Origin of the sequence: Nodosilinea sp. FACHB-141 (assembly GCF_014696135.1) — a bacterium.
Lineage (GTDB): Bacteria > Cyanobacteriota > Cyanobacteriia > Phormidesmidales > Phormidesmidaceae > Nodosilinea.
On sequence record NZ_JACJPP010000007.1, the window covers coordinates 910941 to 930958 of the forward strand.

General features: G+C 57.1%; 17 protein-coding genes. 5 read left to right on the forward strand and 12 right to left on the reverse strand.

The genetic code is table 11. The features are described from left to right. Positions 1-37 precede the first annotated feature (37 nt). Genes H6F59_RS07535 through H6F59_RS07545 form a run of 3 tightly spaced genes read right to left on the reverse strand, consistent with a single transcriptional unit; the run spans position 38 to position 2413 of the window. Positions 38-1486 carry a glycoside hydrolase family 13 protein gene (locus H6F59_RS07535; protein ID WP_190697035.1) on the reverse strand — a complete coding sequence of 483 codons (1449 nt, stop codon included), beginning with the start codon at positions 1484-1486 and terminating at the stop codon, positions 38-40. A 53-nt stretch (positions 1487-1539) separates the two neighbouring features. Then, the gene (locus H6F59_RS07540) at positions 1540-1950 is read right to left on the reverse strand and encodes a nuclease A inhibitor family protein (protein ID WP_190697037.1); all 411 of its coding nucleotides are present in this window, start codon (positions 1948-1950) and stop codon (positions 1540-1542) included. A 1-nt stretch (position 1951) separates the two neighbouring features. Beyond that, positions 1952-2413, reverse strand: coding sequence for a peroxiredoxin (locus H6F59_RS07545; protein ID WP_190697039.1), 462 nt, complete (start codon positions 2411-2413; stop codon positions 1952-1954). Between the two features lie 197 nt (positions 2414-2610). Here H6F59_RS07545 and H6F59_RS07550 point away from each other — a divergent pair, with 197 nt between their 5' ends. Beyond that, positions 2611-4068, forward strand: coding sequence for a DASH family cryptochrome (locus tag H6F59_RS07550; RefSeq protein ID WP_190697041.1), 1458 nt, complete (start codon positions 2611-2613; stop codon positions 4066-4068). Positions 4069-4591: 523 nt separating this feature from the next. Here H6F59_RS07550 and ptsG read toward each other — a convergent pair. Together ptsG and ptsP are read right to left on the reverse strand one after the other, a co-directional pair. Beyond that, positions 4592-6445 (reverse strand): glucose-specific PTS transporter subunit IIBC, encoded by a 1854-nt coding sequence (gene ptsG / locus H6F59_RS07555; protein ID WP_190697043.1) that lies wholly within the window; start codon positions 6443-6445, stop codon positions 4592-4594. A gap of 385 nt (positions 6446-6830) precedes the next feature. Then, complete coding sequence (gene ptsP, locus H6F59_RS07560; protein WP_190697045.1) at positions 6831-9392, reverse strand: phosphoenolpyruvate--protein phosphotransferase; 2562 nt, start codon at positions 9390-9392, stop codon at positions 6831-6833. A 316-nt stretch (positions 9393-9708) separates the two neighbouring features. Between ptsP and H6F59_RS07565 the strand changes: the two genes are divergently transcribed. The 3 genes from H6F59_RS07565 to H6F59_RS07575 all read left to right on the forward strand — a co-directional run bounded on the left by H6F59_RS07565 (position 9709) and on the right by H6F59_RS07575 (position 12033). Further along, a complete protein-coding gene (locus H6F59_RS07565; RefSeq protein WP_242021300.1) occupies positions 9709-10764 on the forward strand; it encodes an ABC transporter permease in 1056 nt (351 codons plus the stop codon). 13 nt (positions 10765-10777) lie between these two features. After that, positions 10778-11080 carry a hypothetical protein gene (locus H6F59_RS07570; protein ID WP_190697047.1) on the forward strand — a complete coding sequence of 101 codons (303 nt, stop codon included), beginning with the start codon at positions 10778-10780 and terminating at the stop codon, positions 11078-11080. An 83-nt stretch (positions 11081-11163) separates the two neighbouring features. Further along, positions 11164-12033, forward strand: coding sequence for a hypothetical protein (locus tag H6F59_RS07575; RefSeq protein WP_190697050.1), 870 nt, complete (start codon positions 11164-11166; stop codon positions 12031-12033). Positions 12034-12064: 31 nt separating this feature from the next. Here H6F59_RS07575 and H6F59_RS07580 read toward each other — a convergent pair whose 3' ends face one another. The 3 genes from H6F59_RS07580 to H6F59_RS07590 all read right to left on the reverse strand — a co-directional run bounded on the left by H6F59_RS07580 (position 12065) and on the right by H6F59_RS07590 (position 15267). Then, complete coding sequence (locus tag H6F59_RS07580; RefSeq protein WP_190697053.1) at positions 12065-13249, reverse strand: bifunctional sterol desaturase/short chain dehydrogenase; 1185 nt, start codon at positions 13247-13249, stop codon at positions 12065-12067. Between the two features lie 131 nt (positions 13250-13380). Beyond that, positions 13381-14418 carry a hypothetical protein gene (locus H6F59_RS07585; RefSeq protein ID WP_190518021.1) on the reverse strand — a complete coding sequence of 346 codons (1038 nt, stop codon included), beginning with the start codon at positions 14416-14418 and terminating at the stop codon, positions 13381-13383. A 69-nt stretch (positions 14419-14487) separates the two neighbouring features. Next, positions 14488-15267 (reverse strand): RNA polymerase sigma factor SigF, encoded by a 780-nt coding sequence (locus tag H6F59_RS07590; RefSeq protein WP_190518020.1) that lies wholly within the window; start codon positions 15265-15267, stop codon positions 14488-14490. 688 nt (positions 15268-15955) lie between these two features. Here H6F59_RS07590 and msrP point away from each other — a divergent pair. Beyond that, the gene (msrP, locus tag H6F59_RS07595; RefSeq protein WP_190697056.1) at positions 15956-16945 is read left to right on the forward strand and encodes a protein-methionine-sulfoxide reductase catalytic subunit MsrP; all 990 of its coding nucleotides are present in this window, start codon (positions 15956-15958) and stop codon (positions 16943-16945) included. Between the two features lie 4 nt (positions 16946-16949). Here the strand turns inward: msrP and cobW are convergent, their stop codons facing one another. The 4 genes from cobW to lepB all read right to left on the reverse strand — a co-directional run bounded on the left by cobW (position 16950) and on the right by lepB (position 20013). Beyond that, positions 16950-18005: a cobalamin biosynthesis protein CobW gene (cobW, locus tag H6F59_RS07600; RefSeq protein ID WP_190697058.1), complete on the reverse strand. Its 1056-nt coding sequence runs from the start codon at positions 18003-18005 to the stop codon at positions 16950-16952. An 88-nt stretch (positions 18006-18093) separates the two neighbouring features. Next, positions 18094-18528, reverse strand: coding sequence for a VOC family protein (locus H6F59_RS07605; protein ID WP_190697060.1), 435 nt, complete (start codon positions 18526-18528; stop codon positions 18094-18096). Between the two features lie 83 nt (positions 18529-18611). Further along, entirely contained in the window at positions 18612-19256 is a 645-nt protein-coding gene (locus H6F59_RS07610; protein WP_190697062.1) for a hypothetical protein, read from the reverse strand. 133 nt (positions 19257-19389) lie between these two features. Beyond that, positions 19390-20013, reverse strand: a complete 624-nt coding sequence (lepB, locus tag H6F59_RS07615; RefSeq protein ID WP_190697300.1) for a signal peptidase I — start codon at positions 20011-20013, stop codon at positions 19390-19392. Positions 20014-20018 lie beyond the last annotated feature (5 nt).

The window sequence follows — 20018 nt, forward strand, 5'->3', positions numbered from 1 at the left end:
AATTGCCTTATCCAGAGCCGATAGGATTTCTTTTGCCTTACTCCACTGTCACCACCACCGCCGATCGCGAGGGCAGTGTTAGGCTGTCCTGGGTCCAAGTGGCTCCGTGGTAGGTAAAGACTTCATGGACGGTCTGCCCCTCAGAGATTAAGGTATCGGTCGAGATCGGGGGTGCGCTCCCTTCACCAGCGTTGAGGACAACGATGATGCGATCGCTTCCCAGCGTGCGGCTAAACCCATAAACCTGACCCTCGGCGTGCAGCACGTCGTAGGTACCGGTGCGCAGGGCGGCGTGCCGGTGGCGCAGCGCAATCAGCTCTCGGTGAATGGTCAACAGATCGAGGTGCCACTCTTTTTCAGGGGGAAAGGTGCGGCGACAGTCGGGGTCTAGCTCGCCCGGTAGACCTACCTCATCGCCGTAGTAAACGCTCGGCGCTCCCGGAAAAGTAAACAACAGCAGCGTGGAGAGCACCATGCCGGCGTCATCCCCGTTGACCACCGAGTGGATGCGGGCGACATCGTGGCTGGAGAGCAGGTTGAGCTGGGTCAGCTGAATCTCCCAGGGGTAGAGCTTGAGCAGCTGCTGAATTTTGTCGGCATAGCCTGCCGCATCCAGGGCAGGGTAGGGATAGTAGTGGGGCTTTTCGACTAGATCCATGCGGATGCGATCGCCCGCCGTAAACGCCATCGTTGGCCCCGTAAACAAGTAGTTCATCACCCCGTCAAACTGGGTGCCGTCGAGCCACTGGCTGGCATCGGTCCACACCTCGCCCACAATGTAGGCCTCAGGGTTAATGGCCTTGATGCGATCGCGAAATTCTTGCCAAAAGCCCTCGGTTTTGATCTCAAAGGGCACATCGAGCCGCCAGCCATCAATGCCCTGGCGCACCCAGTGCTCACCCACCCGCATTAGGTATTCGCGCACCGCTGGGTGGTCGTGCTTAAAGGCCGGCAGGGCTCGGTTGTCTACCCAGCTGCGGTAGTTCGCGGGCTGCGATCCATCGTAGGCCGACAGCGGCCAGCCCCCCACCTCAAACCATTCCAGCCAGGGGGAGTTGGGGCCATTTTCAAGAATGTCGTTAAAGAAGAAAAAGCCCCGGCTACAGTGGTTAAACACCCCGTCTAACACCACCTTGATGTCTTTGGCGTGGGCGGCTTCTAGCAGATCAAAAAAAGCCGGATTGCCTCCCAGCAGCGGATCGACCTGGTAATAGTCGTGGGTGTGGTAGCGGTGGTTGCAGGCCGACTGGAAAATCGGCGTCATGTAGATGGCGGTAACTCCCAGATCTGCCAAATAGTCGAGTTTTTCGGCTACCCCCCAGAGGTCTCCGCCCTTGTAGCCAAAGGGTGTCGGCGGCGATTCCCACGGCTCTAGCGTCACGGCCATCGCCGGGTCATCGAGATGCTGCTGGGTCCGGGCAAACCGGTCGGGAAAAATCTGGTAGAAGACCGCGTGCTTCACCCAGTCTGGGGTTTGAAAAGCCATAGATGCCTTGCCTTGGTTGCTACCGTTAGGCTACCGTCATCTGACCGGAGTGGCTACGTCTCTACAACGTGGGTGCATGCCCCTAGGAAGCAACCGCTAGAATGCCGCCCTAGTAGGTATACCGTCACATTGCCCTGGCCTACGCGAATGCTCTGGAGGTCTTCCAGGTGGGTTTCTAGCACATCGCGGAGATTGGCAAATTTTTGCGCCAGGTGGCCGCCCTGCTCACTGGCCCAGTAGGGGTTGTTGAGCACTGGCCGAAAAAACGTTTCAGCGGGCCGAATTTCGAGACTCTCCTCGCCCGCCAGCTTTTGAGCCAAAGCCTCAGTACTGGGCAGAGGGTCGGCGTAGATCACCAGGGAGACTAGGGCATCGCTTTCGCTGGGATACCAGAGACCGGCCATCGCCGCTTCGATAGCCGATAGGGAGATCGCCAATTCGTAGTGCTCGGGTTGAAGTTCCATATCAGGCGGTTTGTAGGGTTTTGAGCGTGCCCATGGCCTGGTCTACATGGCCCTTAGGGTTGAATTGGGAATTAAAAATATGCCGTACCTTGCCGTCTTTGTCGATGATGTAGGTGACTCGACCGGGCAGTAGCCCCAAGGTGGCGGGTACGCCGTAGGCCTTGCGCACCGCAGAGCCGCGATCGCTGACCAGAGTAAAAGGCAGATTGTGCTTATTGGCAAAGGCTTTGTGCGAGTCGGGCGAGTCGCTGCTGATGCCGATTACCTCAGCCCCCACGGCGACAAAGTCTTCATAGCTGTCGCGAAACGAGCAAGATTCTACAGTGCAGCCAGGGGTGTCATCTTTGGGATAAAAGTACAGCACCACCGCCCGCTGCCCCCGAAAGCTGCTTAGGGTGACGGTCTCGCCCGCCTGATTGGGCAGCGTAAAGTCAGGGGCAACATCACCTACTTTGATGGCCATAGATGCAAATCTCCTGCACGGCAATTGATAGTTCTTTAGAATACTTAATAAAGGAATTCTTCGCTCAGCGAATAACTGCCGACTAACTCATCAGTGGGCATTGGCGGAACTAAGGCCAGAGGTTTTAGCTCAATCCTCAACCGCCGACTGTACCCTCCCTTCCCCATCACTCCCCACCCCATCACTCCCACTCTTCCATGCCCACCCTTGTCTGGTTTCGCAACGACCTCCGCCTCCATGACCACCAGCCTCGCGACGAGGCGTTGCGGGCCGGACAGCCGATCATTTCCCTCTACTGTTTTGACCCGCGTCAGTTTGGCCAGACCGCCTTTGGTTTTCCTAAAACAGGAGCCTACCGGGCGCAGTTTTTGCTAGAGAGTGTGGCCGATTTGCGGCGATCGCTTCAATCCCTGGGCAGCGACCTCGTTGTGCGCGTGGGCCAGCCCGAAGACGTGATTCCAGAGCTGGTGAAGGCCCACGGCGTTGAGGCCGTCTACTGGCATGAGGAAGTTACTGCTGAAGAACTGCGGGTGGAGCAGGCGGTGGAAACCAAGCTGGCGGCCATGGGCTGCAAAACAGAGGTGTACTGGGGGGCCACCCTCTACCATCCCGACAACCTGCCCTTTGCCATTGACCGCCTGCCAGAGGTATTTACTCAGTTTCGTAAAAAAGTGGAGCAGCACAGCAAGGTGGATGTGGCTCTACCTACGCCCCCGAAACTGTTACCCCTGCCCCAAGTTAATCCCGGCGCCCTGCCCACCCTAGCGGACCTTGGCATGGAGGCCCCAATCCATGACAACCGCGCCGTGCTCACCTTCGAGGGAGGCGAAACGGCTGGTCTGGCACGCCTCAACCACTACGTGTGGGATGCCGACTGCCTCAAGACTTATAAGCAGACCCGCAACGGCATGGTGGGAGCCGACTATTCCTCAAAGCTGTCGGCCTGGCTGGCGATGGGCTGTCTCTCGCCCCGGCGGGTGTACGAGACGGTGCAAGATTATGAAGCGGAGCGCATTCGCAACGACTCCACCTACTGGCTGGTTTTCGAGCTGCTGTGGCGCGACTACTTTCGCTTGATCTGTGCCAAGCACGGCAATAAAGTGTTTTACCCCTCTGGTCTGCGGGGGCTGTTGATCGACTGGAAGCAGGACTGGCCTCGCTTTGACGCTTGGCGCAACGGTGAAACCGGCTTTCCCCTGGTGGATGCCAACATGCGCGAGCTGGCCCACTCTGGGTTTATGTCGAACCGAGGGCGGCAGAATGTGGCCAGCTTCCTCACCAAAAACCTAGGCATTGATTGGCGTATGGGGGCCGAGTGGTTTGAGTCGCTGCTGGTCGATCACGACCCATGCAGTAACTACGGCAACTGGAATTACACAGCCGGAGTTGGCAACGACGCGCGGGGCTTTCGCTATTTCAACATTCCCAAGCAAGCGAAGGACTATGACCCCGACGGCCTCTACGTGAAGCACTGGTTGCCAGAACTAACCAACGTCCCTGCGGCCAAGGTGCACGAGCCGTGGAAACTTCAACCGGTGGAGCAAAAGCGCTTTGGGGTTATCCTCGGTGTTGACTATCCGCGCCCGGTGGTAAATTTGCAGAAATCGGTGCAGGCTAACGAAGCGATTTACAATGCCGCTCGCGAAATTGGTTAGGAGTTTTACTCACTCTAAGCTGTAACAATCTACCGATAAAAAACTGGCAGACCACTACTCTATAGCCCCTAAAAAGGTTGAGACAGGCCGGTTTCTTTGCGCTCGGTGGAGGCTAAACGGAGCACGGTAACGCTGCTCCACAATTTACTTAAACGTAGTCTGTGTAACGGCGGTCAATGTTGAGCTAACATAAACTTTATGCAGTGTTGACAATGTCATAGTTCACTAACTGATGCTGGCGGGTTAAGCCCAAAAGATAACGTTCATGACTAGAACAAAAGCACCACTAACGCATTTCCATAAATCAAACCGTTAAATCAAAACCTTAAATCAAATCGTTGAATCAGCCATTTAACCTAATAACCTCAGCTTTGGACGGCTGGGGTTTTTTGTGGCGATTTGTGCTGCGCCAGTCACATAGCCCTAGCGCTATTGCGGTTGATGAAACGCTCATTCGCTATGAATTTTGTAGGGCGTAGGAGCGATCGCAATCCCCTACGCCCTAATGGTCCAACAGATGAACCTACACCTTGGCCGCTAGTCGCTGGGCGATTTCATCGGCGTACTGGTCGGCGTTGAGCCCAGTTACCAAGTGCAGCACGTCATCCTGTAGCCGCATGATGCCTTGCACCCCAGCGGCCTGAAGCGCAGTTTCGTCAATGGCAGCGGGGTCGGTGACTTCTACCCGCAGGCGGGTCAGGGCAACGGAGTCAACGGTGCGAATGTTGTTGGCACCGCCTAAGGCTGCGATCGTGGCCTCGGCTTTTTGGGCCGCTTGGGGGTCAAAGGAAATTTTGACCGGATCGGGAGTGGTTTCATTCACAAAGCCTGTGGCAGGTACTTCCACAATGTCGGCTTCAGGGCCAGCGGTTTTGAGGTAGTCGGCCATGTCGGTCTTGAGGTTGTCAGACTGAGGGCCAAAAATAGCCTGGGCATTTTGCCCCATTTGCAAAACCCCAGAGGCTCCTAGGGCCTTTAGGCGGGGGACGTTGACCTTCGCCATATCATCCACGCTGATCCGCAAACGGGTAATGCAGGCATCCAAGTTTTTGATATTGCTGCGACCGCCAAAGGCCAGCACCAAGGCCTTTGCCATTTCAGCTTTGTCGCCAGTGATGGCGGCGGTGGATTCATCCACCTCCACATCCTCTTCGCGGCCTGGGGTCATGAGGTTGAACTGGCGAATGGCAAAGCGGAAGATGAAGTAATACAGGGCGACAAATACCGGAGCCAGGGCTGGGATCAGCCAGACCCGCGTCCCCAAACTGTTGAATAACACAAAGTCGATCAGCCCGTGGGAGAAGGTGAAGCCCATGCGCCCGCCCAGGGTGACAAATAGCCAGTCGGCGAACCCTGCCAGCACGGCGTGAATGGCGAATAGCTGGGGGGCGACAAATAGGAATGAGAACTCAATCGGCTCGGTAATGCCGGTTAAGAAGGAGGTCAGAGCGGCAGAAATCATCAGACCGCCGACCTGCTTGCGGTTCTTGGGTTTGGCACTGTGCCAAATGGCGATCGCCGCTGCCGGCAGCCCAAACATCTTGAACCAGTAGGCCCCACCCAAAATTCCTGCCGTTGGGTCGCCTGCAAAGAAGCGCGCAATGTCGCCCCGCACGGTCTCTCCAGTAATCGGGTCTTGGAATGAGCCAATCTCGAAGAAGAACGGCACGTTCCAGACGTGGTGCAGACCAAAGGGAATTAGCAAGCGCTCGATAAAGCCGTAGAGAGCAACGGTCAGTGGCACGTTGCCGCCCTCCGCTGCCGCTTGGGCAAAGCTGTTGATGCCAGCCCCAATGGGCGGCCAAATCACGCTCATCACCAAGCCCGTCAAAATGGCAGCAAAGGCGGTGATGATCGGCACAAACCGCTTGCCCGCAAAAAAGCCCAGGTAGCGCGGCAGGCTGATGCGAAAGAATTTGTTGAACATGTAGGCGGCGATGCAGCCCATAATCAAGCCGCCAAACACCCCCGTATCTAGCGTGGGAATGCCCAGCACTGTCTTGGTCTCCAAGCCCATGCCGAGGGCGACGGTACCCAGGGTGGCGAGAAACACCACGAAGCCGACGGTGGCGGCCAGCGCCGAGACGCCGTCGTTGCCGGTGTAGCCGATCGCCACGGCGATCGCAAAAATCAGCGGCAAACTGGCAAAAATTGCGTCTCCAGACGTTTTCATAATGGCGGCCAGCCACTCCGGCAGCCACCAAAACTTCGGATCGCTGAGAACGCCCTGCTCAATCTGCTGAAGCTCGATCAGGCGAGCGCTGCCTAGGCCCAGCAGTAGGCCCGCCACCGGCAGCACCGACACGGGAAGCATGAGCGACTTTCCCATTTTTTGCAGCAGCCCGAAGGCGTGGTTCCAGGTTTCTTTGATTTTCATAGGGGTGGGGGGTGTAGAGGTAGGGGGTGGGAGGGTAGGGGGTGGATGGGTGATGGAGTCGAGGTGAAGGGGGCAACACAGGGTTTATGTTTCTCACCGATCCGTTGGCAGAACAGAGGTTTAAACCGATGATCAGCCGCTCCTTTCCGCGAGGTGAAGGGCGGCGGAACGCCCTTCGAGAAGGGGGCCTGGGGCCAGCGAAATGGCCCCAGCGGCAGGCTTGGCTTTCGTCATTAATCGTGCGCCACGCTTTCCTGCAAGTAGTTGATCTGAATACTGCGTAGCTCATGGTGGGCGGTGCCCACCCTACGGTGCGAGTTCTCGAAGATGGTGCGGCGGGGCAATGTGGAATGGCATTGAGAGGACCCAGGCCGCCGAATGCACTCTACACCTCTTCTAAGGGCACCAGATCGCGCACTTGGGCGGCAGAATCCAAATTTAACGCCTGCTGCGCCAACTCCTGACAGTGGGAATAGCTCAAAGCCCGTACCTGGGCCTTCACCGCCGGAATCACGGGCACGCTGACGCTCAGTTCCTTCACCCCCAGGCCCATCAGAATAGGAACGGCTTGGGGGTCGCCTGCCATGCCGCCGCAGATACCTACCCATTTGCCGTGCTTGTCAGCCCCCCGCACCGTCAGGTCAATCATCCGCAGCACGCTGGGGTTGAGGGCATCGACATAGGGAGCCAGCTTGGGGTGACCGCGATCCATGGCCAGGGTGTATTGGGTGAGGTCGTTGGTGCCGATGGAGAAGAAATCGACGTGCTGAGCAAAGCGCTCCGCTGACACAGCGGCGGCGGGCACCTCGACCATAATGCCAATCTCAATGGGCGGAACGCCCAGCTTTTGACGCTCCTCTTCCATCACCGCTTTGGCCATCTCCAACTCCTCCATGCGGGCAATCATGGGGAACATCACCCGCGCTTTGCCAGCGGTAGAGGCTCTGAGGATGGCGCGAAACTGGGTACGCATCAGCTCGGGGCGATCGAAGCCCAGGCGAATGCCCCGCTCGCCCAGGAAGGGATTTTCCTCGTGGGCCATAGGTAGGTAGGGCAGAGGTTTGTCGCCGCCCACATCCAGGGTGCGAATGATCATGGGGCGATCGCCCAACACCCGCAAAATGCCGGCGTAGATCGCCTCTTGCTCATCCTCTGTGGGGGCCGAGCTGGCCTCCATAAACACAAACTCTGTTCTCAGAAGACCGACGCCTTCGCCGCCCACATTGAGCGATGCCTCAGCGTCTTTTTGGCTGCCAATGTTGGCGACCACCTCAATCTGCTGCCCATCCTGGGTGATGGCGGGCGCAAAGGCATGCTCCAGATCCTTCGCCTGCTTGGCCTTTTGGCGGGCAATGCGATTTTGGGTTTGCTCCAGTTCGTCTACAGAGGCGTTGAGCCTCACCCGGCCCTTGGTGCCGTCGAGAATTACTGGAGTGCCGTCAGCTAAGTCTAGAATGCGGGGTTCGATACCGGCGATCGCCGGTATGCCCATCGACCTGGCCAAAATCGCTACGTGAGAAGTAGCCCCGCCCGCCACCGTGGCAAAGCCCACCACTCGGGCTGGGTCAAGGTTGGCCATATCCGAGGGGGTGAGGTCTTCGGCCAGCAAAATGCTGTTGGCGGGCAACACCAAAGCCTCTGCCTTGACGCCTGTGAGAATGCGCAGCACGCGATCGCCCACATCGCGCAAATCGTTGGCCCGCTGGGCTAGCAGCTCGCTCTTGAGCCGGGCTAGGGTATCAGCCTGGGTCGTGTAGGTCTGCTGCCAGGCAAAAGCGGCGCTCTTGCCCTGGTCGATAGCGCTGGTGGTGCTGTCAATCAGTTCTGGGTCTTCCAGCAGTTCTTGGTGGGCGGCGAAGATGGCGGCTTTGCTGGGGTCGCCCTGGCCATGCACCTTGGCGCGCAGGCTCTCAATTTCGAGCGCCGCTTGGTCGATCGCTCTGGCAAGCTTGCGGTGCTCATCCTTAGGGCTGTCTGCGGTTTCGTCAATGCGCAGGGCCTGTCGCTGCTGACGGTAGGTGTTGCCCACCGCTACCCCAGGCGAGGCGGCTACGCCCAGAATAATATTGGGGTCGTCGCTCTTGGGTCGCGGGGCCGGGGCGGAAATATCGGCTTGGGCAACACTGGCGGCAGCGGTGGTCACGGGTGCAGCACCCTCTTCGCCCAGGCCATCCCGCAGGGCTGTGGACAGGTCTGCGATCGCCGTGGCTGCGTCGGCCCCGGTCGCCTCCAGCGTCACCGTCTCACCCCGACCGATCTCCAACCCCATAATTGCGACCACGCTGCGGACGTTGGCGCTGTCGCTGCCCCGATGCAGGCGAATAGCCGACTGATACTTTTTCGCTAGCTGAGCCAGCACCGCCGCCGGTCGGGCATGCAGCCCCACCGGGTTGGGAATGACAATGGCTTCGGAGGTCATCGTGTCCCCGGTCTCGGCCTTGCTAGCGGTTGTTTCCCCCACTAGCACCAGCTCCAGCACCATATTGCGGGCGGCGTTGACCATACCGTTAGCGGGTCTAAACTCGGCCACGCGATCGCTGTTGGTCACCACAATTTGGGTCAGCAGGCTGCGGGCGTGGAGCGCTATATAGTCGGCGTCGAACTCAATTAGGATGTCGCCGGATTTAACGCGATCGCCCACCTTTACCCTGGCCGTAAACCCCTCACCCTTTAGAGCTACGGTATCTAGCCCAATGTGCATCAAAATCTCAATGCCCCCGGCGGTCTTCACCGTGACTGCATGACTAGCGCTATGAATTTGCAAAATATCCCCATCGCAGGGGGCTAGCAGCACCTGACTGGTTGGATCAATAGACACGCCATCGCCCACCATCTTTTGCGCAAATACTGGGTCAGGCACGGTGTCTATCGGAACCACCAGCCCCGACAGCGGGGCCGTTAAAACCAGACTGTTAGTTTTGGTTGGGGGGGCTTCAAGGGCTGTCATAGGTAGGTCCTGAGAAAAGATTAGTTTTGATCGGAGTTCAATTTCGGGACTGCCAAATGATTTTGGGGTGTAGCAAAATTCGGTCTGAGCCGGTCAAAGGCATGGTGTTGAGCGTTGCCTTTTGAGGGGGAATATAAACATCAAAGATGATGGCCACCCTAGTGGGTTCAATTCAGCAATCTAACGTTGCAAAGTAGTCGGGTAAGTATCGGTTTTGTTAGGTGCGATCGCGCCTAGCACCGTCAGCATCGATAAGGCTGGGCGCGATTGGTTTAGAATCACCACAGATAACCCTTTAATCTCTGTGCATTTGGGAATGGCCCAGTCTTCTACTCCTCGCCGCCCTTCAATCAGCCCCTGGGAACGTCTGGTGGTCTTTGCCAACAGTGAAACCGTCCTCTATGTGCTGAAGCGCATCTTGCAGGCTGCCCTAACGCTGCTGCTGGCCTCGGCCCTAAGCTTTTTTGTAATTCAGCTAGCACCGGGCAATTTTCTCGATCAGTATCGCCAGAGCCCGCAGTTTTCGCCCGAGACCTTGGCACAGCTAGAGGCCCAGTTTGGCCTCGATCAGCCAGCTTGGCGGCAGTACCTCAACTGGCTCTACCAGGTGATCTTCCACGGCAACTTTGGCCTCAGCTTTGCCTACCAGCGCCCGGTGGTCGACCTGCTGTGGGAGCGGGTACCCAATACTCTGTTGCTCGCCTTCGCGGCTTTTCTGGTTACCTGGCTAATCGCCATTCCCATGGGCATCGTCAGCGCGGTCAACCAAAACCGTCCTGCTGATCGCGTGTTGCGGGTGCTGAGTTATCTGGGGCAGGGCATGCCCAGTATTGTGACCGGCCTGCTGCTGCTGTTTTTTGCCCAGAGTGTGGCACCGCTGTTCCCCATTGGCGGGCGCACCAGCATCATCTATGACGACCTCAACTGGTTTGGCAAGATCGTCGATGTGGGCTGGCACCTGATCTTGCCGACTCTGGCCCTTAGCATCACCAGCTTTGCTGGACTTCAGCGAGTTACTCGTGGTCAGCTGCTCGACGTGCTGCGCCAAAACTACATTCAAACCGCCCGGGCTAAAGGGCTGTCGGAAAATCGGGTGGTCTACGTCCACGCCCTACGCAATGCGGTCAATCCACTGATTACGCTCCTAGGCTTTGAGTTTGCGGGTTTGCTGGGGGGCGCATTCATCACTGAAACCTATTTCAACTGGCCTGGTCTGGGGAAACTGACCCTCGAAGCGGTGCAGGCCCAGGATTTGTATCTGGTAATGGCGAGTCTGATTATGGGGGCGGTGTTGCTGATTGTGGGCAATCTGCTGGCCGATTTGGCGCTGAGCTTTGTCGACCCTCGTATTCGCCTGTCGGATATTAACTAGGCGGCAAGAAAATATGGTGTCTCAGCTCTACTATTTGCTGCGATCGCGCGCCGACGGCAGCTACCTAGTGGCCCGTCCCCACGGTGGTGGTAGCCCCGATCAGCCGCTTCCTACGGGGTTTCTGCTAGTGTTTACCGCCGACTACGATGCCCTCAGCTATCTCAACGCCCATGCCCCCGAGCTGAGCGACAAATTTGCGATCGAGACCATCACCGCCTCCAGCCTCAAACCCTTGCTCAACCGCTGGGATTTTCAAGGTTTGGGCATGGTCAATGACCCCCGCCTGCCCCAGGTCGAGTTCTTTAACCGCAGCTAACCAGGGCTTCCTCAAAACCAAGAAAAAGTCATCGCGGCACAATAGATCAATAGCTGATACCCCCCATTCCAGCCATAGCAGCCATGGCCAATAGAACGCAATACCTGCTGGAATTAGTCCGTCGCAACGTTAAACCGTACATCGCTAACCCAAAGACCAAAGCCGTTATGGTCACAGGTTCAGTGGCAGAGGGACGGTGTGATGAGTATTCAGATTGCGATGTGATGCTGTACTACGATGAGCTGCCTACCGATGGTGAGTTGGCTCTGGCACGGCAGCACAATCAAGGTGCAGAATTAATTGAATTTTTGGGCGATCGCCAGTCGGGTGCGTTTGGTGAAACCTTTCGGGTACATGGGGTTGAATGCCAGTTTGCCCATACTGCGATCGTCCAGTGGGAAGCAGAAATGGCCACCGTTCTGGAGAAGTTTGAGATTCAACCCGGCATCATGAAAATGCTGCACGGCACCCTAATTGGCATGCCGCTCTACGGGGAAGCCCTCATTCAGCAGTGGAAAGACAACATCGCTAAGTATCCTGACCAACTCGCCCAGGCTATGGTAGAGCACCATCTCAGGTTTTTCGCCCTTTGGGGCATGCAGCCCAAGCTTGCTCGGCGCGATGCCACCCTCTGGTATTACCAAATTCTGGTTGAGTCTGCCCAAAATATTCTCGGCGTGCTGTCGGGCTTAAATCGTCTGTACTTCTCAACGTTTCAATTCAAGCGCATGGGCACCTTGATCGAGCAAATGGAGATCGCCCCTCAGAATCTTGCAGTTCGTCTAAAGGGTTTGTTTTACCAAGAGGAACCTATCGCAGCGCTTAACCTGGAATCCTTGGTACAAGAAACTGTAGCGCTAGTCGAGGCTCACATGCCTCGGATAGATACCACTTTTGCCAAGCGACAGCTAGGGTGGAGACAGCAGCCGTGGCAGATTATGTCAGCCGATTAGAACCCATGCAGAACTGGCGCTTCTGTAGCTGTCAGCTTCCCCCGTGGCGAGTAAAGAGCCTGAAGTAGAGTCCCTGACTCAATTCCTTTATGGGAAACAACAGGTAGGTTATCGGGTTGATAGTGACGATGATGTTGCGCACGTTGCGCTTGGCTAAGGCCACTACCGCCCAAGCTACCCAATCAGCAGACATCACCCCAGTTGGGTTGAGGTTGCTCTTGAACGGCCCCAGAATCACCTTGCGCACTACGCAGGGGGCATCGAGCCGTCGCAGACTAACCAGGTCGCCCATCAGTCGTTTAGACGTTTCGTACAGTGGGCTAAAGGCTGGGTTGACCTCGGCTTCGGAGGTGTTGACCCAGACTTCCTTAGTAGCCCGTTGGGGTGACGTTTCCACCGTGCTGAAGAAGACTTCCATCAGTCGCCAGCCAGAGAGGGCGTTAGCCTCCAGGGAGGTTTGAATGGCCTCTGGGGTGCGATCGCCGTGCACATTTAGCCCGTGGTTCAGAATCAGAATGTCTACCTTCTTGAGCGCCTCGCGCAGGTCGGCTTCAGCCCCAGGCTGCCACTGCCAGCAGGGAATGCCCTCCTCAAAGGTGGCGTTGGCAGAGGTCGTTAGGGCAATGGGCCGGGCTTTCTGACGAACGAGTTCGTTGAGCAAAGCACGGCCCATAGTGCCCGACGCGCCGGTTACCGCCACGGTTTTGCCTTTGAGAGAAACAGCAGTGCCCATCAGCTTGTCTAGACCGGTAAAGTAGCCGGCGAAGTAGGCATTGGTGTCGTCGAAGTGATGCCGCCAGTGATAAGTGCGGTTGACTCGCCAGTTGCCAGGAATCGTGGTGAGTTCGCCGGGTTCGTGGGTGAGGTCGGTGGTGAGTAGCCAGCCCTGGGATCGCGCGATCGCCGCCAGCAAAAATCCCAGCCCATACAATGACCCTAGCCACAGCCCAGCGATGCCCGTAGAGATCGCTAGACCCGCCAGTGCCCCAGTCATAACAATGGCTTCGGGAGTGTCGTTATAGAGCTGAGCCTGGCGGTAAAGGTCGGGGCTAACGGGGCTAAAGTCTTTTTTATAGGCCCGATGATGCCAGTTGTGGAGGCGCATGAGGGGCGGCCAGTAGTGGCTGACCATATGATAAATATCGCGCACCGCCTCTGCTATTAGGATCGCGATCGCGCCCCACAATCCCTGCCAAATCACCGTTTCAAGCGGCATATAAAAATCCACACCACATCGAGCAATTCACATTCTGACACGACTTGCTCCGGGGTGCAGGCCTCTGAACAATAGCAAAGCCCAGAGGCGACCCTCCGGGCTTTGCTATTGCTTGGGATTTAATCAAACAGCTAAGCCGCAGGTTCTTCGGCTGTAGCAGTCGGAGCACCAACTGGGCGCGATACTTCAATGCCGTTTTCTTCTAGCACCACCACTGGATCGCTACCGCGCATGTCAATGCGCTTGACCAGCACCTGACCGTTAGAAACTCGCTGACCTGCCTTGACATACTGACTACCAGCCGAGGTTTGTACCACAGCAAAGTTTTCGTTGCCGATGGTCATCACGCCGGTCACCAGCACGGCTTCCGCGAGGGCGGGCTTTGGAAGTTGAGGCAGAGGTGCTAAGGCCGCAGGGGTTGCAGAACGTCTAGCACCAGCGTTGCCTGCAGCGGCTCCTGACCCGCCTGACGTCGTACCAGCTGCGCCACCAGCGCCACCAGCTCTAGCCACAGCGGACCCAGCGCCGCCACCAGCACCAGTACCTGCCCTGCCACCAGCCGCAGTAGCACCAGTCCCACCACCCGCAGTAGCACCAGCCGTAGCTGTGCCACGGGTCGCGCCTCCTACTGGCGGTGGTGGGGCAATTACCCGAGGCGGCGGCGGTGGTATGGGCACTATGGCGAAGGGGTCGGTACGGCTGTTGTTAATTTGCTGAAGGCGCTCGTTGGGGTCGGTAGACTGAATCAAATCAGCCCGAGCAATGGGCGAGAGCTGAGGTGCAACGGGCACCAGCGGCTCGGCAAAGGCTTCTTGGGTAGCTACCGGCTCCTCAGGTACGGGCACCGACTCCACCGGAACTTCTTCAGCGGGAATGCTCTCTTCGGCAGGGGTACCAGCCTGCTGGGTTCGCTGGGCAATAAAACTACCCAAGAAGGGAATTGACGCCAGCATGGCCAGCAGACCACCTAGAAATATCATGAGGCTGTTGCGGGCCCACTTGCGGCCTCGAAACTTAGCCCAAAAGACTAGCAGCGCAAAGGGGATAAACAGTGACAGCAAACCCCACACGGGGCTGACCTTAAACGCGTCTACAACGCCAACAAGGCTGCCCACAGTAGCCAGCACAGCGCCAAGAATAAACAAGACTAAAAACGCGATCGCCCCCATGGCTGAGCCTCCTTGCTTCCTGAGCCGATGTTCCTAAACGATAGCTCAATTCCGAGGATGCAGAGCGTTTTAGGCGGTTTCATCTTCGTTAGACACCATAAGCACCTGTAAATGCTTGAGCCCTTGCTTCACCCGGCGCGATACGGTAACGGCGCTAATCCCCATGCGCTCGGCGGTTTCTTTTTGGGTAAGGTCGTAGAGAAAGACAAATTCCAGCACTTCGCGGGTGCGGTTCTCAAGCTGGTGCAGAGCCTGCTGAAGGCGAAGTTGATCTTCTTGAGCCAGCTGAAAACTTCTGTATTTGAGGTCGGGCAACAGGTCGCCTAGACAGCCTGATTCTTCATCTTGTACTGGGGCGTCGAGGCTCAGCAGCGATCGATTGCGAGTGGCCAGCTTGACATCTTGCCACTCGGCTATCGAGATATCGAGGGCTGCAGAAATTTCGGCATCGTTGGGCAGACGACCCAGATCGGCTTGCAGTTGGCGAATAACACGGGCCGACTGGCTTTGCAGTGCCTGCCACCGCCGTGGGATGCGCATAGAGGTGCTTTTGTCGCGCAGGTAGTGCTGAATTTCGCCACGAATGTAGGGAATTGCAAAGGAACTAAAGGCATAGCCCTTGCCCATGTCGAAGCGTTCGATGGCGCGAATCAGCCCCAGGCTACCCACCTGCATGAGGTCGTCAAAGGTTTCGTTAGATTGTTGCAGCCAACGGTAGGCCTCACGGCGGACTAACCCAATGTTGAGCTGCACCAGTTGATTGCGCAAATTGAGATCGGGATTGCTTTGATAGAGCCGCAGCAGTTCTAGGGTGCTGCCTTTAGCTTGAAATCGGGAAGTGGCGACCATGGCGATCTCAGGAAGTGGTGAATCCAGTTGGGTAAACCGAGAACTATGCTGCCTGACGGTAAGGCCCTAAACGGTAGCAAAGGTAGTTGGGAAGGCGGCAAAGAAAACCTTGCTACTCTCGACCAGCTGCTCTCTGTTAACGACAAGGCAGTGCATCACAGGATCGTGTGCTCGTGATATAAGCCTAAGGGCCGACGGAGGCGACCACAATGGCGTAACTACGGATACCTATGGACTCGCCTCATCAGTATAAGAGCTGGCGATTCTGTTCTAAAGTCTTCCTGCTTGAGTACTTCTTGCCAAGGCTTTAATGGGCCGATTTGGGGTGCTACCCTCAAATTTTGTTGGTCGCCAAGCCTTGCTCCCCAATGGTTTCAGCCTCGTTTACATAATTTCTACGGCTCTGTGAACTTTTGGCAAAGTCTGCCAGATCTTACGGAGGTGGCTAGGCAAGTCTAGTCGTTGGTTAAAATTTGAGTCTTGAACTTATGCCTGGATAATTAAAACAAAGACCCGTGTTTTCCCTGGGGTGGGTCTCGAAGCGTTACATAAGTTCGGAGTCAATGCTTAGTTTAGGTTCGGTGCAGCGATGCCTTTCTCACTCCAAATTCATCTAGGTCCGGAAAGGCGATGTCAAAATAGGCTTTAGGCTGGCGATCGCCAGTTTGTAATCCTAGGGCTCATCGCTATGGTTTTCTTTCGGTCTCGCCCCGGCTGGCAGCTACCAGAGTCGCGAGTGACTGCTGAGGGGGTGTTTTGGCAGCGACGACGGTTTATGAAGTCGCTGATTGGCGCCGGAGTCGGGTTTGCAGCTGCTTCAGCAGGGGCCTGTCAGCGATCGCCCACCATGGATGCAGACCTAGCTAATACCCTAGGAGAACCCCTAAATGGGGCGAGGCTCAACGGTGCCTTTGCCGATGCTGGACGAGAGCCGACGCCACAGGTGTATGCCAGCCGCTACAACAATTTCTACGAGTTTGGCGGCAGCAAAGATATTTGGGCGAGTGCCCAGGCTCTGCCAACTGACCCGTGGAGCGTAGAGGTAACAGGATTGGTCAAAAATCCTCAAACCTTTAGCCTGGATGACTTAACCCAGCGCTTTGCTTTAGAAGAGCGCATCTACCGATTTCGCTGTGTAGAGGCCTGGGCTATGGTTGTGCCCTGGATTGGTTTCCCCATGCGATCGCTGATGGCGGCCGTGGAGCCAACCTCAGCGGCTAGGTACGTGCGGTTTACTTCCTACTATGATTCGGCGGTGTGCCCTGGCCCCAGCCTGGGCTTTGCCCGCAACCTGCCTTGGCCCTACACCGAAGGGCTGACCGTGGAGGAAATGGCTAACGATTTGGCCTTCTTTGCGGTCGGTGTCTATGGGCGCACCCTGCCTAAGCAACACGGCGCTCCAATTCGCATGGTGGTGCCCTGGAAGTATGGCTTTAAGGGGGCCAAATCGATTGTCAAAATTGAGTTTGTGGCCGAGCAGCCCGCCACCTACTGGAATACGCTAGCCCCCGATGAGTATAAGTTTGAGGCTAATGTGGAGCCCGATGTGCCTCACCCACGCTGGTCGCAGGCTAAAGAGCGGTTGATTGGAGAATCGACGGCAATGTTTACCTGGGAGCAGCAGCCCACGGTGATCTACAACGGCTATAGGGAGTATGTGGCAGAGCTGTATGGGTAAGGGGTTAGGCGGCGATCGCAGCCCGAATCACCTCTTCGTCCAGATCCTTACCAATCACGACCAGCCGGGTTTGGCGAGGCTCACTGGGTTGCCAGGCCCGGTCAAAGAAGGAGTCAAACCGCTGACCAACGCCGTGGACTACCAGACGCATGGCTTTGTTAGGAACGTCAACGAAGCCCTTGATGCGGTAGATCTCATGGGTGGCGGCGAGGGTTTCTAACCGCTTGACTAAAGCCTTGGGGTCAAAACTTTGATCGAGCACGATGGGGATGGCGATGATGTCGTCGTCGTGGTCGTGATCATGTTCGTGGTCGTGGTGGCTGGGGCGGCTGTCGAGGTTGTCTTCGACGGCGGAGTTAAAGCCCAGCAGCAGGTTGGGGCTGACGGGGCTGCTGCCCTCGCCTCCGGCTAGACCCAGTACTTTAACGGAGTGGGGTAGCTGCTGGGTGAGCCAGGTTTCAATGCGGGTGCGGTCGCTCTCACTCACCTTATCTACCTTGGTCAACAGCACTAGGTCAGCGCAGTTGAGCTGGTCTTCAAACAATTCTTCTAAAGGCGTTTCGTGGTCGAGGCTGTCGTCGGCCTGGCGCTGAGCCTCAAGGGCGGGTAGGTCGCCCACTAGGTCGCCTGCAGCTAGGGCTTCGCAGTCGACTAGGGTAATGACGCTGTCAACGGTGGCGGCGGTGCGAATTTCGGGCCAGCGAAAGGCCTGCACCAGGGGCTTGGGCAGGGCGAGGCCAGAGGTTTCGATCACAATGCAGTCGATCTGGTCGCGGCGGGTCATCAGCTGCTGCATGGTGGGCAAGAACTCCTCCTGCACGGTGCAGCAGAGGCAGCCGTTGGTGAGTTCGAGAATGTTGGTTTCGGGGGCGATCGCTTCCCCATCTTCGTCACACACCTGGCAGCTGCGCAGCAGGTCGCCGTCGATGCCGACTTCGCCGAACTCGTTGACCAGCACGGCAATGCGCCGACCCTCAGGGTTTTGCAGCAGTTGGCGGATTAGGGTGGTTTTGCCTGCCCCCAAAAAGCCGGTAATGATGGTGACTGGAATTTTATGCATAGCCTTTACATTGCGCCGATTCTCAAGCTATCACGGCAACAGCCGGGTAGAGAGAACAACTTATATCGTGGTTCAGCAGTGGATCGGATTATTCGGCATCCCCCACCTGCTTTTGGTCAACCTCGCCAAAGATGGCGCTGGGGTGGCAGTAGTATTTAAACTCCAGCAGGTTAAAAAATGGATCCTGTAAAAAGAAGGTGCGGTGCTCTAGGGTGCTGCCTGCAAAGCGACGCTTTTCGCCCTGATAGAAGTTGAGCTGCTTATCCTTAGCCTGGTGCAGCAGGGCTTCCCAATCGGACTCGGCCAAAAAGACTAGGCCAAAGTGGCGAGGATAAATTCCCTTTTGTGGAGCCAGATCGGCGGTGGTGTGGGCCACCAGCTGGTGACCACGGAGGTTGAGAATGAGGGAGCTGGCCGTTTCTCGTCCTGGCTGGCAGCCCAACCCGGTGACGTAAAAGTCTTTTGCTGTGGCAATGTTGGTCACTGGAAAGGCCAGGTGAAACAGAACGGCAGCAGAGTCCATAGGGTTAGCGGGTGCAATTTGAGGTGATGGGCCGCGATCGCCCCGAGTCCAGCTACAGCGTCGCCATTTTTGCTGCGCGCAGCCTACGGCATCCCAGAAACGGGAACCGACTCGGCACCAGGATCCGTGCCGGAATCGACCGCCTTGAGCAGGGCCTTGAGGGCAGTGTCTTCAGCTTGACTAATTTGCTGGTCTAGCAGAGCGATTTGAATAGCCTTTGACAGCACAAAGGCAGCTACTTCAGGTTCGAGTTGCTCCACCAAGAGAGCCATCGGCATGGGCACCTTTAGGGCTGAGTGAATGCCCATCAGCAACGATTCTTCCATGCCCATGGCCACTAGTCTGGGACGCAGGGCAGGCCAGTCTGCGAGGGGGTCTTGTCCGCTGGCATGGAGAATGGAGGCCAACAGCCGCTGCACCTTACTCTGTTGGGCCGGGGGCATAGCGCTGTAGGCAAGGGTATCGACGGCGGGGGTAGCGTCTACATCTCGGTTGAGGTTGTCGAGAATTTGCTGCCACTCAGCCTCGCTACACTGCTCTGGCTTGCCGACGCAGAGCGATACCTGAATGCAGTTGCCGTTGGTTTGCAACTGAGTTACCTCGGCGTGAATGCCCAGATAGCCTAGCCACTGCGACACCATGCCCACTAGCTTGCTGTTGGCCGACTGGGCTTGGGCCAGCATTTGCACTTGGGTACGCACCAGGGGGCGAACAAGCTGTACAAGCATGGAGCTTTCCTCGCGATCGCGTGATCTGAAGCCGCTTTGATCTTACACAACCCCTTGAGCTGTGGTGGTAATGCAGTATGCCATTGGGTAGCGAACTAGCGGTCTGAGTCACGACAGGAAGGATGCCTGCTCCTTAGCTGACGGGGCCAAGGCGATCGAGGGGCCAAAACCGGAACCGGGCGCGGCCAATGATGTTTTGCTGAGGGAGCCCGCCCCATACGTGGGAGTCGTTGCTGTCGTTGCGGTTGTCGCCCATGACAAACACCTGCCCTGAGGGGACGGTGACGGGCTCTAACGTGTAGGCCGGTGCTTCAAGGGTGTAGTCCTCTTGCAGCGGTTCGCCGTCAACGATCACCTGTCCTTGGCGGACGGCGATGGTCTGACCGGGTTCGCCAATCACTCGTTTGATAAAGGCCTGACGAGTCTCGTATCCCAGCTGGGCAAGCTGCGGCGGTGGCGCAAACACCACGATGTCGCCCCGGTGAGGAGACTGCCAGCGGTAGCTGATTTTTTCGACCAGTAGGCGATCGCCGATGTGCAGCGTCGGATCCATCGAGTTGGAGGGAATGTAGCGAGGTTCAGCGATTAGCACCCGCACCGTGAGGGCTATTGCTAGGGCGATCGCCAGTACCCGGATATTACTCCACTGCCCGGTCCACAGCGATCGCCAGCGGGCCCAAGCTGAAACCTCCGCTGGCGGTGCTTTATCTTCAGTGGGGGGATTAGGTGGGGCAGGTTGCGGCAGCTTAGGATTCATCAGGT